Genomic DNA, 15,572 nt, shown 5'->3' with positions numbered 1-15,572 from the left:
GGCCGCGCGCTGCCGCGCGGACGGAGAAGCGAACGGAGAAGATGCAGAATGAGCGCCCTGACCACGTTTCGGGCCGTCCGGCAGATCGTCGCCCCGAAGAACGACGAGGAGGACTTCGGCGGCCGCAAACCGCGCTGGACGCGGGGCCGCATCGGCCTGCTGGTGTGCGCCGTGGTGCTGGCCGTGCTGTGGGTGCTGCCGCTGGCCTGGGCCTTCGCCACCTCGCTGAAGCCGGAGGACGAGACCACCGACACCGGGCTCCAGTGGATCGGCTCGAAGATCACCTTCGGCGCCTACGAGGCGGTGTGGGAGTCGGGCAACCTCACCCGCTGGCTGCTGAACACGGCCTACATAGCCTCGATGACCACGATCCTCACGGTGCTGCTCACCGCGATGGCGGCCTACGGCTTCTCCCGCACCGAGTTCCGCGGCCGCAAGGTGCTCTACGGGCTGGTGCTGGCGGGCATCATGGTGCCGCCACAGGTGGTGCTGGCCCCGCTGTTCGCCGAGATGGTGGCGCTCGGCCTGGTGGACACGTACTGGGGCGTCATCCTGCCCCAGGTGGCCGTCCCCGCCATGGTGTTCATCCTGGTGAAGTTCTTCGACGGGCTGCCCCGCGAGCTGGAGGAGGCCGCCTATGTGGACGGGGCGGGCCGCTGGCGGGTGTTCTGGCAGATCGTCGTCCCGCTGTCCCGTCCGGTGCTGGCGGCGGTCGCCATCTTCACGTTCATCCAGACCTGGAACAACTTCCTGTGGCCGTTCCTGGTCACCACCGACCCCAACGGGATGACGCTGCCGGTCGGCCTGGTCAACGTCCAGTCCTCGTACGGCGTCCGCTACGCCGAGATGATGGCGTCCGTGGTGCTGGGCGGCCTGCCGCTGCTGGTGGTCTTCGTCTTCTTCCAGCGCCAGATCGTCCGCGGCGTCGCCCACACGGGCCTCGCCGGTCAGTAGCCGGACCGAGCCAACGGGGCGGTAGCCGGCGCGAAGCCGGCCACCGCCCCGTTCGCCGCGTTGATCGAATCGATTCAACTTTCCCCCGCCCCGGGTGTTGACCCCGGCCCCGCCACCCCAATACGTTCCGTTCGTATATCCGGTCGTCATTCGAAATAACGAACGGGAGAGGTTTCGGCATGCCCCCACTCTCGCTGCCGCCCCCGGGCCTGAGCCGCCGGCGCCTGCTCGGCGGCGTGGCCGGGCTCGGCACCCTGGCCGCGGTCGGCTCGACCGCGGGCTGCGGATCGCCGACCGCGCTGGCCGCCGATCCCGACCGGGTGCGGTTCTGGAACCTCTTCAGCGGCGGCGACGGGGCGAACATGCGGGCCATGCTCGACGAGTTCCGCGCCGAGCACCCGGAGATCCCGGTGGAGGACACCACCCTGGCCTGGGGCGACCGGTACTACACCAAGCTCGCCATGGCCGGCGCCGGCGGGCGTGCGCCCGAGGTCGGCGTGCTGCACCTGGGCCGGCTGGCCGGTTTCGCGCCGGGCCGGCTGCTCGACCCCTTCGACACCGGGCTGCTGGCGGAGCACGGCGTGCGGCGCGAGGACTTCGACCCCGGCCTGTGGGACCGGGCGATGATCGGCGGCGAGCTCTACGGCCTGCCGCTGGACATCCACCCCTCGACGTTCTACTACAACCGCGCCGCCCTGGAACCGGCCGGACTGCTGGACGCCGACGGGATGCTGACCGAGATCGACGGCACCGAGGCGTTCTTCGACGCCCTGGACGCCGTCCGCGACGTCATCGGCCAGTCCCCGCTGGGCTGGAACGCGCTGATGCCCGAGGAGTGCTGGTGGTCCTTCCTCGGCCTGTACGCCCAGACCGGCGGCACCATCCTCAGCCCCGACGCGGAGGAGATCACGCTCGACGACGACCGGGCCGAGGAGGTGCTGGCCTTCATGGCCAGGCTGGTCGCCGAGGAGTACGCGATCCCCGGCCAGGACCTGGTCGGCTACCTGGTCAACGGCGGCGGCTTCGTCTTCTTCGGCAGCTGGCTGGTCATCAACTTCCAGGAGGCCGGGATCGACTTTGGCGCCCGGCCCTACCCCACGCTGTTCGGGCGCCCCGCCACCCAGGCCGAGTCCCACGTGCTGGTCCTGCCCCACCAGCAGGACCGCGGTGGCGCCGCGAACGCGGCCGCGCACACCCTGGTCTCCTGGCTGGTCCGGCACAGCGTCGCCTGGGCGGCCGCCAGCCACGTGCCGGCCTACCTGCCGGTCCTCCGCGACCCCGAGTACCTGTCCATGGAGCCGCAGTCGGAGTACCGGAGCGCCATGGACATCGCCGTGCTCCCGGCCGCCGCGACCGCTGGGCGTCCGGCTGCGGCGCAACGCCGGGCAGATCGTGCTGACCACCGTGGGCGCGGCGCTGGCCGCGCTGTGGCTGGTGCCGTTCGGCTGGGCGCTGTCCACCTCGTTCAAGCCCGAGGCCGACACCCAGCTGCTGCCGCTGAAGTGGGTCCAGTCCAACATGAACCTGGACGCCTACCGCAGCGTCCTCGGCGAGGGCGACATCCCCAAGTGGCTGCTGAACTCGGTCATCGTCTCCACCGGTGTCACCGTCCTCGCGGTCGCGGTCTCGGCCCTGGCGGCCTACGGGTTCGCCCGCACCACCTTCCGCTACCGGAAGGCGCTGTTCGGGCTCACGCTGGCCGGGATCATGGTGCCCGGCACCGTCATCACCGCGCCGCTGTTCACGGAGATGCGGGCGTTGGGCCTGGTGGACACCTACTGGGGCGTCATCCTTCCGCAGGTCTCCGCGCCGGCCCTGGTGTTCATCCTCTTCCGGTTCTTCCAGGAGATCCCGCGGGAGCTGGAGGAGGCGGCCCGGATCGACGGCGCCGGGCGCTGGCGGATCTTCTTCCAGGTGGTGCTGCCGCTGTCCCGGCCCGTGCTGGCGGCGGTGTCGATCTTCACCTTCATCGTGTCGTGGAACAACTTCATGTGGCCCTACCTGGTCACCACCGACCCCGACCTGGCGACCCTGCCGGTGGGACTGGCCACCGTGCAGTCGTCCTTCGGCATCCGCTGGGCCCAGCTGATGGCCGGCGCGTTGCTGGCGGCCCTGCCGCTGCTGATCGTGTTCGTCTTCTTCCAACGTCAGATCGTGCGCGGCGTCGCCCACACGGGCATCGCCGGGCAGTAGTGAAAAAGAACAGGCAAGAACCACCCAAGGACAGGCATGAGCGACGATTCGCACACCGCCCGCTTCACCCTCGACCCCGCCTTCACCGTCTCCGCCGTTGACCCGCGGCTGTTCGGCTCGTTCGTCGAGCACCTGGGTCGCTGCGTCTACACCGGCGTCTACGAGCCGGGCCATCCGAGCGCCGACGAGGCCGGACTGCGCACCGACGTACTGGAGCTGATCCGGGAGATGGGGGTGACCGTCGTCCGGTACCCCGGCGGCAACTTCGTCTCCGGCTACCGGTGGGAGGACGGCGTCGGCCCCCGTGACGCCCGGCCGCGCCGGCTCGACCTGGCCTGGAAGTCCACCGAGAGCAACCAGTTCGGCCTCGGCGAGTTCGTCGACTTCGTGCGCAAGATCGACGCCGAGCCGATGATGGCGATCAACCTCGGCACCCGCGGCGTCGCCGAGGCCATCGAGCTGCAGGAGTACGCCAACCACCCCGGCGGCACCGAACTGTCCGACCGGCGCGCGGCGCACGGCGACAAGGACCCGTACGCCATCCGGCTGTGGTGCCTGGGCAACGAGCTGGACGGCCCGTGGCAGACCGGCCACAAGACCGCCGCCGAGTACGGCCGGCTGGCCGCCGAGACGGCCCGCGCGATGCGGCAGATCGACCCCGACGTGGAACTGGTCGCCTGCGGCAGCTCCAACCAGGGCATGCCCACCTTCGCGTCCTGGGAGTCCACCGTCCTGGAGCTCGCCTACGACCAGGTGGACCACGTCTCGCTGCACGCCTACTACCACGAGCAGAACGGCGACCGGGACTCGTTCCTGGCCTCGGCCGTGGACACCGAGTCGTTCATCGAGAACGTGGTGGCCACCGCCGACCACGTGCGGGCCCGGCTGAAGGCGGAGAAGCGGATCAACCTCTCCTTCGACGAGTGGAACGTCTGGTACCAGAAGGGCGGCTGCCCGCAGCTGGCCCCGGACGCGCCACCGAACCAGGACTGGGACGAGGCGCCGCGGCTGCTGGAGGACAACTACAGCGTCACCGACGCCGTGGTCTTCGGCTCGCTGCTGATCGCGTTGCTCCGGCACGCCGACCGCGTCAAGGGGGCCTGCCTGGCGCAGCTGGTCAACGTCATCGCGCCGATCGCCACCGAACCCGGCGGTCACGCCTGGCGGCAGACCACCTTCTTCCCGTTCGCCCAGGCGTCCCGGTACGGACGCGGCACGGTGCTCCAGGTCGCTCCGCGCGGCCCGCGGCACCACACCGAGCGGTTCGGCGAGGTGGACCTGCTGCACGCCACGGCGGTGCGGGAGGACGGCCCGGACGGCGGCGGCGCCGTCACGGTGTTCGCCGTCAACCGCAGCCAGACCGAGGCACTGCCCCTCGAGGTGGCGCTCGGCGGCCTCGGCCTGGGGCGGGTCGTGGAGCACAGCGTGCTGTCCGACGCCGACCCGGACGCCAGGAACACCAGCGCCGACCCGGACCGGGTCACCCCGCACGCCGGGCAGGGCACCCGGCTCGACGAGGGCCGGACGCTGCACGCCACGCTGGAGCCGCTCTCCTGGAACGTGATCAGGATCGCGCCCTGAGGACCGGCGCCGGCTCCGGCATGGCGGCCGCCACGCCGGAGCCGGCGGCGCTCAGCCCGGCAGGGTTCCGGACTGGGGCGCTGGTTGGGTCTCGGGCTGGGTCTCCGGTTGGGTCTCGGGCGGCCTGCCGGTGGAGGTGCCGGTGGTGATGCCCAGGGTCAGCGAGCCGCGGTAGCCGTCCTGGCCCTCGCCCAGCGGCTCGACCACCAGCAGCCCGGCCGCCACGCCCGCCTCCTGGTAGACGACGTCCTCGGCCAGCGTCGCGGGTCCCTCGCCGGTGTGCTCGGTGTACGGGCTCCGCGCGTGCGCCTCCTGGATCAGCGCGTCGTCGAAGAAGAGCTGCCCCGAGTGGCTGAGGGCGCCCCCCGCGTATCCGCCGTCCGCCCCGGCCGTGCCGGAGTGCACCCGCACGTGGACGTGCGGCGCCCGGGTCCCGTGCCATCCGGGCACGATGGTGGTGAACCGCACCCGGCCCTCGGCGTCGGAGACCTGGAAACCGCGCAGTTGGTGGGCCGGGTCGGCGACGCCGGCCGCGCCCGAGGAGGTGAGCGCCTCCGCGCCGGACGCCCGCTCCGGATAGCCGGCGTAGTGGCCCCACGCGTCGCAGTGCCAGATCTCCACCGCCACCCCGGGGGTCAGCTGCCATTCCTCCGGAACGCAGCGCACCGTCAGGCAGAGCGACAGCGGCACACCGGCCTTGCCGTCCGTGATGTCCCGGCGCGCGAGGGCGGCGTCCAGGCCGTACGGGGTGGACACGGCGTTGGCTGAGAGAACGCAGGGGGAGTCGCTGGTGCTTCCGCCGCCGCCGGGGGTCAGCTGGGCCGCGCTGGCCTCCCCGACGGTCCCGCGGCCGACCACCGCGACGCCGGCCACACCGGCCCCGCCGAGCAGCAGAATCCGACGGCGACTTAGTTCACTATCGTTCATGCAGATAACGCTACGGTTCACTCCTGAGACGCAACGGGGAGTGACGGGCGAACGCCCCGACGCGCCACCGCAATGGCGGACACGGCCAGCCGCCGCCTGGTCTACGCCGCGGGGGGCCAGCCCTCGGCTTCGGCGTCGGCCTCCGCCTGGTTCGTCGTGTCGTCGGCGCCGCCCCCGATCGCGCAGACCAGTTCTCCGTCGCTGACGTCGGCGATGATCGTGTCGCCCACCCGTGCCCCGTCGGCCAGCAGCAACGCGGCGATCCGGCCGTCCAGTTCCTGGTGGATGGCGCGGCTCAGCGGTCGGGCGCCGGTCTCCGCGCGGTGGCCGTGCTCGGCGAGCAGCCGGCGGGCGGCCGGCGTGACGTCCAGGCGCATGCCCCGCTCCCGTACCCGTTGCTCGCTGGGCCGCAGCAGCAGCGCCACCACCCGGTCCAGCTCGTCGGGGCGGAGACGGTGGAAGACGACCGTCTCGTCCACCCGTTCCCGCAGCGCCGCCAGGCCGGCCACCCCGGCCAGTGCCTCCGCCCCTCCCGCCCCGGCGGTACCGCCGAGATCCGCCGGGTCGAGCGTGCTGGTCACCACCAGCACCACGCCGCGCGCGTTCGCCGCGCCGCCGTCGCGCTGGGGGAGGGGAGCGCCGTCCAGGACCCGGAGCAGGGCCCGGACGACCTCCGGATGCGCCCGCTCGATCCCGTCGAGCAGCAGCACGCCGTGCGGCTGCCGGCTCACCGTCCAGGCCATCCGGGCCACCGCCTCGGGTCCCTGGAGCTCGTCGGCGCCGAACCGGGTCAGCCGGTCCGCGCTGCCGTACAGCACCTCGGCCAGCGCCCTGGCCAGCTCGGCCCGGCCGACGCCGGCCGGGCCGAGGAAGAGGAACGCGGCGGCCGGGCGCCCGGGTGCGACCATGCCCGCCCCGTTGCGCCGCAGCGCCTCCGCGACCGCGGCCACCGCCTCCTCCTGGCCGACCACCCGTTCGCGCAGCGCGTGCCCCAGCTTGAGCAGCCGGTCCCGGTCGCTCTCGACGAGCTGGGGGACCGGGATGCCGGTGCGCCGGGCGACCACCTCGGCGACGGCGGCCGCGGTGACCGTGGTCACCGCCGCCCCGCCGTCCTCGGCGGGCGCCCGTTCGTCCTCCAACTCCCCGATCAGCTTCCGGAGATCGGCGGCTCGCTCGTACTCCTCGCCCGCGATCGCCTGGTCCTTCTCCCGGTTCAGCTGCGCGAGCCGCTCCCGCCGCCGCGCGTCCTCGCCGGTGCGGGCCTGGGCGGCCAGCCGGACCCGCGCGCCGGCCTGGTCGAGCAGGTCGATCGCCTTGTCGGGCAGCCGCCGGTCGACCAGATAACGGTCGGCCAGCCGGGCCGCCGCGGTCAGCGCCTCGTCGGCGAACCTGACCTGGTGGTGCGCCTCGTACGCGTCCCTGAGCCCGGTCAGGATCCGCACCGTGCCGGCGACGTCGGGCTCGGCGACGGGCACCGGCTGGAACCGCCGCTCCAGGGCCGGGTCCGCCGCCACGTGCCGGCGGTACGCGCCCGGGGTGATGGCGCCGATGACCCGCAGCTCGCCCCGGGCCAGCGCCGGGCCGAGGATCTCCCCGCCGAACCCCTGAGGCCCGGCGAGGCGTCCCGGCGCGCCCGCCGCCTCGGCCGCATCCGCCGGATCCACCGCGCCGACCGCCGTGGCCAGCGCGTCCACGAAGAGCAGCACCCCGGGCGCGGCCGGGCCGTCGGCGGCGGTCTCCGCCACGACCGCCCGCAGCCGCTCCTCCAGCTCGCCCCGGTGCCGGGCGCCGGCCACCAGCCCCGGCAGGTCGAGGGCGACGACGCGCCGCCCGGCCAGCGGCTCCGGCACGTCGCCCGACACGATGCGCTGTGCGAGCCCGGCGACGACGGCGGTCCGGCCGACGCCGGGCTCGCCGACCAGGGCCGGGTTGTTCCGGGTGCGCCGGCCGAGGATCTCGATGGTCTGCTCGATCTCCGCCGCCCGGCCCACCACCGGGTCGAGCCGGCCGGTCCGCGCCTCGGCGGTGAGGTCGCGGCCGTACCGGTCCAGCGTCGGGGTGGCGCTCGGCGGGCGCGATCCCAGGGGGTAGCTCCCGGGCCCCCAGGGGCCCGGGAGAGGCTCCGGGCCCGAGGACGTCTCCGGGAACTCCGGGAACTCCGGGAACTCCGGCGACCCCGCGTGCCGGCGGGCGCCGGACAGCTGCCCGGTGTCCAGGTGGGCCTGCCGGAGCATCCGCCCGGCGCCCGAGTCGGGGTCGTCGAGCAGGGCGCCGAGGATGTGCTCGGGGCCGATGTAGGAGACCCCCGACGTGCCGGAGCGGGCGTGTGCGGCGGTCAGCGTGCGCTTCGCGGCCGGGGTGAGCCCGGGCTCACCGGCCGGCGGGGGACCGCCCCCGGGTAGCGCGGCGGCGATGTCGGCGGCCAGTCCCTCCGGATCGGCCCCGGCGGCGGCGAGCAGGCCGCGCGAGGGCTCGACCGAGGTCGCGGCCCACAACAGGTGCTCGGTGCCCAGGTCCACCCCGCCGCCGGCGGCGGCGCGCTCGGAGGCGCGGGAGATCAGGTCCCGCGCGGCGTCCGACAGCAGCCGCCCCGTCGGCACCCGCTGCACGGCGGGCGGCGAGGCCGCCGGCGACATCCCGAAGAAGCGGTCGAGCAGCTCCGAGAAGGGGTCGGGCGACGGCCCGAAGGGCGACATGGTCATCCCTCTACTAGACCAATGCCGGGCACCCTCCGCAAACGGGAGCGGAGGGTGCAAAAGGGGCGGAGCTCGCTGTCAGGACTCCAGGCGCGGGAAGAGCGGCGGGCTCTTCGCCAGCGTGCGGCCCGTCAGGTCGGCGAGCGCGTCGGCGGTCGCGTCCGCCGGCTCCCCGATCGCCTCCAGGATCCGGGCGCTGGCCCCGGGCACGTACGGGCGCAGCAGGATGCCGAGGTCGCGGACCGCCTCCAGCACCGTGCGCAGTACGGTGTCGAGCAGCTGTCCCGCCGCCTCGTCGCCGCCGTCCGCGGCCTTGGCCAGGTGCCAGGGCGCCCGCTCGTCCACGTACGCGTTCACCCGGCGCACCAGGTCCCAGATCCGGGCCAGCGCCTGCCGGTGGTCGTACCGGTCCATGGCCTCGGCGGCCTCCCTGGCCACGGCCTCCCGGAGCTCGGTGACCTGCCGCTCGGGCTCCTCGGTGACGCGCACCGGCGGCGTCACGCCGTCCCGGTACCTGACGGTCATCGAGGTGACCCGGCTGACCAGGTTCCCCAGCCCGTTGGCCAGGTCGGTGTTGTACCGGGAGGCGAGCCGCTCCTCGCTGAAGTCGCCGTCCCCGAACGGGGAGAAGTCGGCGAGCAGGTAGTACCGGACGGCGTCCTGGCCGTACCGGTCCACCAGGCCCATCGGCTCCACCACGTTGCCCGTGGACTTGCTGAGCTTCTGGCCCAGGTTGGTGATGTACCCGTGGACCACGACCTCGGTCGGCAGCGGCAGTCCGGCGGAGAGCAGCATCGCCGGCCAGTACACCGCGTGGAAACGCAGCACGCCCTTGCCGAGCACGTGCGTGCGCTTGTCGGCGGCCTCCCAGTACCGCTTGTACCGCTCGTCGCCGTGGGTCCAGCCCAGCGCGTTGATGTAGTTCGTCAGCGCGTCGATCCAGACGTACATCACCTGGCCGTCGTCGCCGGGCACCGGGATGCCCCAGCCGCGGGCGCGGTCGGTGGACCGGGAGACGCTGATGTCGGCGAGCCCCGAGCGGATGAAGCCCAGCGTCTCGTTCAGCCGGGTCTCGGGCACGACGCGCAGCCGGCCCGACTCCAGCTCCTCGACCAGCTGGTCGGCGTACCGGGAGAGCCGGAAGAAGTAGTTGTGCTCGCTGATCACCTCGGGCGGCACGTTGTGCTCGGGGCACTTGCCGTCGACCAGCTCGGAGGGGCTGTAGAACTGCTCGCAGCCGACGCAGTACAGGCCCTCGTAGTCCTTGGCGTAGATGTCGCCCTTCTCGTCCATCCGCCGCCAGATCTCGGTGGCGCCCGCCAGGTGGTCGGGGTCCGAGCTGGTGCGGACGAAACCGGACAGGTCGAGGCCGAGCGCGTCGATCAGCTGCTCGAAGTACGTGACGTTCCGGTCGACGAGCTCCCGGGCCGTGATGCCTTCCTTCTCGGCGGCCAGGACGTTCTTCAGGCTGTTCTCGTCGGAGCCGCTGAGGAAGTAGACATCCCGCCCGCGCATCGCCATGTGTCGAGCGAACGCGTCCGCCTGCAGGTACTCGAACGCGTGACCCAGATGCGGGCGTGCGTTGACGTAGGGAATCGTGGTGGAGACGAAGGCGGTGGCGGACATGATCTCCTCGGGAATCCGTGCCGGACGCCCAGTCTAACGAAGGCCCCTGACCGGTCGCTCGCGCGTTTCGCCGTGGGGTGGGGGCGGTCCCGGACGGGGCACGCCCCGCGCCGGCCGGGAGCGGCCGTCGCGGGGCGTGCGGGGTACTGCGGGGTGCTGCGGGGTGCTGCCGTCAGCGGGTGGAGAAGGTGTGGACGGTGCTGGAGCGGTACGTCTCGCCCGGGCGCAGCACGGTGGTGGGGAAGCCCGGCTGGTTGGGGGAGTCGGGGAAGTGCTGGGTCTCCAGGCACAGGGCGTCGCCCTGCCGGTAGACCCGGCCGCGGCTGCCGACCAGCGTGCCGTCGAGGAAGTTGCCGCTGTAGAACTGCAGGCCCGGCTCGGTGGTGGCGACCTCCATCCGGCGGCCCGACTCCGGCTCGAACAGGGTGGCGACGTGCTCCGGCTGCGCCGTGATCCCCTTGTCGAGGACGAAGTTGTGGTCGAAGCCCTGGCCGCGCAGCAGCTGGGCGTGGGCGATCCGGATGTCCCGGCCGACCGACTTGCCCTCGCGGAAGTCGAACGGGCTGCCGGCGACCTTGGTGATCCGACCGGTCGGGATCAGGGTCGGGTTGACCGGGGTGTAGTTCGAGGCGGCGATGCGCAGCCAGTGGTCGGAGATGCTGCCGTTGCCCTCCCCGGCGAGGTTGAAGTAGATGTGGCTGGTGAGGTTGACGACCGTGGGGGCGTCGGTGGTGGCCTCGTAGTCGATGCGGAAGTCGCCCTGCCTGGTGAGCGTGTAGACCACCTTCGTGTCGAGCGTGCCGGGGTAGCCCATCTCGCCGTCCGGGCTGCTGTAGCGCAGGGTCAGGCCGACGTCGTCGCCGCTGGTGAAGGGGGTCACCTCCCACACCCGCTTGTCGAAGCCCTGGTCGCCGCCGTGCAGGCTGTTCGGGCCGTCGTTGACCGGCAGCTGGTACTCGGTGCCGTCCAGGGTGAAGCGGCCGTTGGCGATCCGGTTGCCGTACCGGCCGATGAGGGCGCCGAAGTAGGGCGAGTCCTTGACGTAGGAGGAGAGCTGGTCGAAGCCGAGCGACACGTTGGTGTACGTGCCCTCCCGGTCGGGCAGCTCCAGGGACTGCACGATGCCGCCGTAGCTCAGCACCTTCAGCCGGGTGCCGCCGTTGCTGAGGATCCAGCGCTGGACCTCGGTGCCGTCTGCCAGGACGCCGAAGCGTTCGCTGCGCGGCGGCTGCGCGTTGGCGCGGCCCGCGCTGGCGCCGCTCGCGTGGGCGGCTCCCGCCGCGGCGGCGGTCAGGCCCGCCGCCGCGGCGCTGGCTATGACGGCTCTTCTGCTGGTGGACATGGTGGTACCGCTCCTTCTGGGGTGGGGCAAGGGGAGGGTGGAACGGTGGTACTGGGTGTCAGGTGGTGGCCCGGCGCTTGTTCCAGATGTCGAAGGCCACCGCGGCGAGCAGCACCAGGCCCTTGATGACCTGCTGCCAGTCCTCGCCGACGCCGACCAGCGACATGCCGTTGTCGAGCACGCCGAGCACGAGACCGCCGATGACGGCGCCGAGCACGGTGCCGACGCCGCCGCTCATCGAGGCACCGCCGATGAACGCGGCCGCGATGGCCTCCAGCTCGAACAGCTCGCCGGCGCCGGTCGTCGCGACGCCGAGCCGCGCGGTGAAGACGCAGCCCGCGAGCGCGGCCAGCACGCCCATGTTGACGAACACCAGGAAGGTGACCCGCTGGTCCTTCACGCCGGAGAGCTGGGCCGCCTGGCGGTTGCCGCCGAGGGCGTAGACGTGGCGTCCGATGATGGAGTTACGCATCACGAAGCCCATGATGATCAACAGACCGCCGAGGATCAACAGCACGACGGGCGCGCCCCGGTAGCTGGCGAGGGTCATCGTGAACGCCATCACCGCGGCCACGAGCGCGGCGCACTTGAGCACGAAGAGCTTGAACGGCAGCACCTGGAGCTCGTAGAACCGCTGCTGCTGGCGCCGGCGCCACTCCTGGAAGACCGCGACGGCGCAGACGATCACGCCGAGCAGCACGGTGAGGTTGTGGTAGTTCGTCTCCGGGCCGGTCTCCGGGAGGAAGCCCTGACTGATGTCGTTGAACCCGGCGGGGAACGGGGAGAGCGACTCGCCGCCCAGGAGTATTCGGGTGGCGCCGCGGAACAACAACATGCCGGCGAGGGTGACGATGAACGACGGTATGCCGACGTAGGCGATCCAGAAGCCCTGCCAGGCGCCGACCACCGCGCCGATCAGCAGCGCGAAGAAGAACGCCAGCTGCCAGGACATGTCGTGATCGACCATCATCACGCCGGCGGCCGCTCCGCAGAAACCGGCGATCGAGCCCACCGACAGGTCGATATGCCCGTTGATGATGACGATCATCATGCCGATCGCCAGGATCAGGATGTAGCCGTTCTGCTGGATGATGTTGCTGACGTTGCGGGGCAGCAGCAGTTCGCCGTCACTCCAGACCTGGAAGACGATCACCAGCAGCGTCAGGGCGATCAGCATGCCGTACTGCCGCATGTTGGTGCGCAGGCTGCGCAGCATCACACCGACGGTCCCGTGCGGCTCGCCCGTGGGCCCGCGGCCCGAGGACGGGCCACCGGCCTCGGCCTTGCCCAGGGTGACCTGCTCCATTTCAGCCCTCTCCCGTTCCGCTGGTGCGTGTCGACGACGGGCGCTCGTCCTGTGGCTCGTCGTGTTCCCCGCCTTCGCCGCGCCGGTCGGCGCCGTTGCCGATGCCGTTGCCGTTGCCGTTGCGGGTCATGGTCATGAGCCGCAGCAGCGACTCCTGGTCCGCCTCGGAGCGGCTCAGCACACCGGTCATCCGGCCGGCGGCCATGGTGCAGATGCGGTCGCACAGGCCCAGAAGTTCGGGCAGCTCCGAGGAGATGAGCACGACCGCCTTGCCCTCGGCGGCCAGCTTGTCGATCACCTGGTAGATCTCGGACTTGGCGCCCACGTCGATGCCGCGGGTCGGCTCGTCCAGGATCAGCACCTCGGGTTCGGCGTTGATCCAGCGGCTGAGCACGACCTTCTGCTGGTTGCCGCCGGACAGCCGCCCGGTCTGCTCGAACACCGTGGGCGCCTTGATGTTCATCGAGGCGCGGAACCGCTCCGCGACCCTGGTCTCCGCGTGCTCGTCCACGACCCCCCGCCTGGCCACCCGGGGCAGGGCGGCCAGCGAGATGTTGCGGCTGATGGTGTCGATGAGGTTCAGCCCGTACGTCTTGCGGTCCTCGGTGACGTACGCGATGCCGTGCTTCACCGCCTCGGCCACGGTCCGGGTGGAGATCTCCCTGCCGTGCAGGGCGACCCGGCCGCGCTCGTACCGGCCCCAGGAACGGCCGAACAGGCTCATCGCCAGTTCGGTGCGGCCGGCGCCCATCAGTCCGGCGATGCCGAGGATCTCGCCGTGCCGGACCTCGAAGGAGACCGAGTCCACCACCCGGCGCGTGCTGTCCAGGGGGTGCCGCACGGTCCAGTCGGTCACCGAGAGCGCGACCTGTCCGGCGCGCTCCCCCTCGTACGGGGTGCGCTCGGGGAAGTACTGCGTCAGCTCCCGTCCGACCATGCCGCGGATCAGCCGGTCCTCGGAGACCTGCGGCGGCTGGCCCGCCTCCTCGCGGATCTGCAGCGTCTCGATGGTCTGGCCGTCCCGCAGAATCGTTACGGCGTCCGCCACCTGCAGCACCTCGTTGAGCTTGTGCGAGATGAGGATGCAGGAGATCCCGTGGTCCCGGAACTCGGTCACCAGGTCGAGCAGCTTGCGGCTGTCCGAGTCGTTGAGCGCCGCGGTCGGCTCGTCGAGGATGAGCAGCTTCACCTCCTTGGCGAGCGCCTTGGCGATCTCCACCAGCTGCTGCTTGCCGACCCCGAGTTCGGAGATCTTCGTCTGCGGGCGTTCGCCGACCAGGCCGACCCGCTTCAGCAGCCGCTCGGTCTCCATCAGCGTGGTGGACCAGCTGATCAGCCCGGTGCGGCCGGCCCGCTCGTTGCCCAGGAAGATGTTCTCGGCGATGGACAGCTGCGGGACCAGGGCCAGCTCCTGGTGGATGATGACGATCCCGCGTCGTTCGCTGGCCCGGATGTCCCTGAAGTGGCACGGCTCGCCCTGGAAGAGGATCTCTCCCTGGTACGAGCCGTGCGGATGGACACCGCTGAGCACCTTCATCAGCGTGGACTTGCCCGCGCCGTTCTCGCCGCAGATGGCGTGGATCTCAGCGGGCCGCACGGCCATGCTGACGCCGTCCAGGGCCTTCACACCAGGGAAGGTCTTGGTGATGCGGCGCATGTCGAGGACGTGCTCGACCGGTGTCTGTGCCTGTGCCATGGCTCAAGCGCTCCCGTGGTAGCTCGTCGCGGCGATCGCCGTCAGCTCTCGAGGTCTTCCTCGGTGTAGTAGCCCTCGTCGATCAGGAGCTGATAGTTGTCGGCGTCGACGCTGACCGGCTCCAGCAGGTAGGACGGCACGACCTTGACGTTGTTGTCGTAGGTCTCGGTGTCGTTGGCCTCGCACTCCTCGCCGTTGAGCAGGGCCTCACCCATGTCCACCGCCTGGGCGGCCAGGTCGCGGGTGTCCTTGAAGACCGTCTGGGTCTGCTCGCCGGCGATGATCGACTTCACCGAGGCGACCTCGGCGTCCTGCCCGGTGATGATCGGGAACGGCTGCGACTCGGAACCGTAGTCGACGGCCTTGACCGCGGCGAGGACGCCGAGGGAGATGCCGTCGTACGGCGACAGCACCGCGTCGAGCCGCTCGGTGCGGTAGTCCGAGGTCAGCAGGTCGTCCATGCGGTCCTGGGCGGTGGCCCCGTCCCAGCGGATGGTGGTGACCTGGTTCAGATCGGTCTGCCCGCTGCGCACCACCAGCTGGCCGCTGTCCAGGTAGGGCTGGAGGACGTCCATGGCGCCCTGGAAGAAGTACCTGGTGTTGTTGTCGTCGGGGTCGCCGGCGAAGAGCTCGATGTTGAACGACTCGTCCGGGTTCTCCTCCAGGCCGAGCGAGTCCACGATGTACTGCGCCTGGAGCTGGCCGACCTTCTCGTTGTCGAACGTGGCGTAGCAGTTGACGTTCTCGGTGTCCATCAGCAGCCGGTCGTAGGAGACGACCGGGATGTCGGCGTCGGCCGCCTGTTGCAGCACGTTGCCGAGCGAGGCGCCGTCGATCGCGGCCACCACCAGCAGGTTCACGCCGCCCGAGATCATGTTCTCGATCTGGCTGATCTGGTCCTCGATCTGGTTCTCGCCGTACTGGAGGTCCGTCTCGTAGCCGGCCTCCTCGAACTGCCGCACCATGTTCTCGCCGTCGGCTATCCAGCGCTCCGAGGACCTGGTGGGCATGGCGATGCCGACGGTGCCGCCTTCCTCCCCGCCGCCGTTGTTGTTCTCCGAACCGCCCTCGGAATCCTGGCCGCACGCGGTGGCAGTGAGGGAGATGGCGAGGGCGGCGGCCACGGCGGCGCTGGCGCGGGCGGCGACTCGAGGACGGAACATGGTGGTCACGACCTTTCGATCAGTGGTCAAGAGGTAATCCGGGGGTGACGGACGCGATCCCCGGTCGTGCGGGCTGTGCTGGTGGTAC

The 15,572-nt window shown here is 71.6% G+C and carries 11 protein-coding genes; 3 read left to right on the top strand and 8 right to left on the bottom strand.

Annotated features, from left to right (window positions below; all coding sequences use genetic code 11):
* The first annotated feature begins 48 nt into the window (after positions 1 to 48).
* Positions 49 to 954: a carbohydrate ABC transporter permease gene (locus ABGB06_RS10680; protein WP_347587732.1), complete on the top strand. Its 906-nt coding sequence runs from the start codon at positions 49 to 51 to the stop codon at positions 952 to 954.
* A 146-nt stretch (positions 955 to 1,100) separates the two neighbouring features.
* Here the strand turns inward: ABGB06_RS10680 and ABGB06_RS10675 are convergent, their stop codons facing one another.
* Complete coding sequence (locus ABGB06_RS10675) at positions 1,101 to 2,147, bottom strand: hypothetical protein (protein ID WP_347587730.1); 1,047 nt, start codon at positions 2,145 to 2,147, stop codon at positions 1,101 to 1,103.
* A gap of 199 nt (positions 2,148 to 2,346) precedes the next feature.
* On the opposite strand from ABGB06_RS10675, the gene ABGB06_RS10670 reads away from it, so the two are divergent.
* The gene (locus ABGB06_RS10670; protein ID WP_347587728.1) at positions 2,347 to 3,147 is read left to right on the top strand and encodes a carbohydrate ABC transporter permease; all 801 of its coding nucleotides are present in this window, start codon (positions 2,347 to 2,349) and stop codon (positions 3,145 to 3,147) included.
* A gap of 36 nt (positions 3,148 to 3,183) precedes the next feature.
* On the top strand, positions 3,184 to 4,728 hold the full coding sequence (locus ABGB06_RS10665) for an alpha-N-arabinofuranosidase (RefSeq protein ID WP_347587727.1): 1,545 nt from the start codon (positions 3,184 to 3,186) through the stop codon (positions 4,726 to 4,728).
* A 51-nt stretch (positions 4,729 to 4,779) separates the two neighbouring features.
* Here the strand turns inward: ABGB06_RS10665 and ABGB06_RS10660 are convergent, their stop codons facing one another.
* From ABGB06_RS10660 to chvE, 7 genes are all read right to left on the bottom strand, one after another.
* The gene (locus ABGB06_RS10660) at positions 4,780 to 5,655 is read right to left on the bottom strand and encodes a protocatechuate dioxygenase (RefSeq protein WP_347587725.1); all 876 of its coding nucleotides are present in this window, start codon (positions 5,653 to 5,655) and stop codon (positions 4,780 to 4,782) included.
* 101 nt (positions 5,656 to 5,756) lie between these two features.
* On the bottom strand, positions 5,757 to 8,357 hold the full coding sequence (locus ABGB06_RS10655; protein ID WP_347587723.1) for an ATP-dependent Clp protease ATP-binding subunit: 2,601 nt from the start codon (positions 8,355 to 8,357) through the stop codon (positions 5,757 to 5,759).
* A 72-nt stretch (positions 8,358 to 8,429) separates the two neighbouring features.
* A complete protein-coding gene (locus tag ABGB06_RS10650) occupies positions 8,430 to 9,977 on the bottom strand; it encodes a methionine--tRNA ligase (RefSeq protein ID WP_347587721.1) in 1,548 nt (515 codons plus the stop codon).
* A 172-nt stretch (positions 9,978 to 10,149) separates the two neighbouring features.
* Complete coding sequence (locus ABGB06_RS10645) at positions 10,150 to 11,319, bottom strand: aldose epimerase family protein (RefSeq protein WP_347587719.1); 1,170 nt, start codon at positions 11,317 to 11,319, stop codon at positions 10,150 to 10,152.
* Between the two features lie 58 nt (positions 11,320 to 11,377).
* The gene (gene mmsB / locus ABGB06_RS10640) at positions 11,378 to 12,625 is read right to left on the bottom strand and encodes a multiple monosaccharide ABC transporter permease (protein ID WP_347587717.1); all 1,248 of its coding nucleotides are present in this window, start codon (positions 12,623 to 12,625) and stop codon (positions 11,378 to 11,380) included.
* Position 12,626: 1 nt separating this feature from the next.
* Complete coding sequence (gene mmsA, locus ABGB06_RS10635) at positions 12,627 to 14,321, bottom strand: multiple monosaccharide ABC transporter ATP-binding protein (RefSeq protein WP_347587715.1); 1,695 nt, start codon at positions 14,319 to 14,321, stop codon at positions 12,627 to 12,629.
* Positions 14,322 to 14,362: 41 nt separating this feature from the next.
* A complete protein-coding gene (gene chvE, locus ABGB06_RS10630; RefSeq protein ID WP_347587713.1) occupies positions 14,363 to 15,484 on the bottom strand; it encodes a multiple monosaccharide ABC transporter substrate-binding protein in 1,122 nt (373 codons plus the stop codon).
* Positions 15,485 to 15,572: the final 88 nt, after the last annotated feature.

Origin of the sequence: Streptomyces sp. B6B3, from assembly GCF_039871525.1 — a bacterium.
GTDB lineage: Bacteria > Actinomycetota > Actinomycetes > Streptomycetales > Streptomycetaceae > Streptomyces.
Note: the sequence above shows the minus strand (reverse complement) of the source record. Positions and strands in the feature narration are given on the sequence as shown.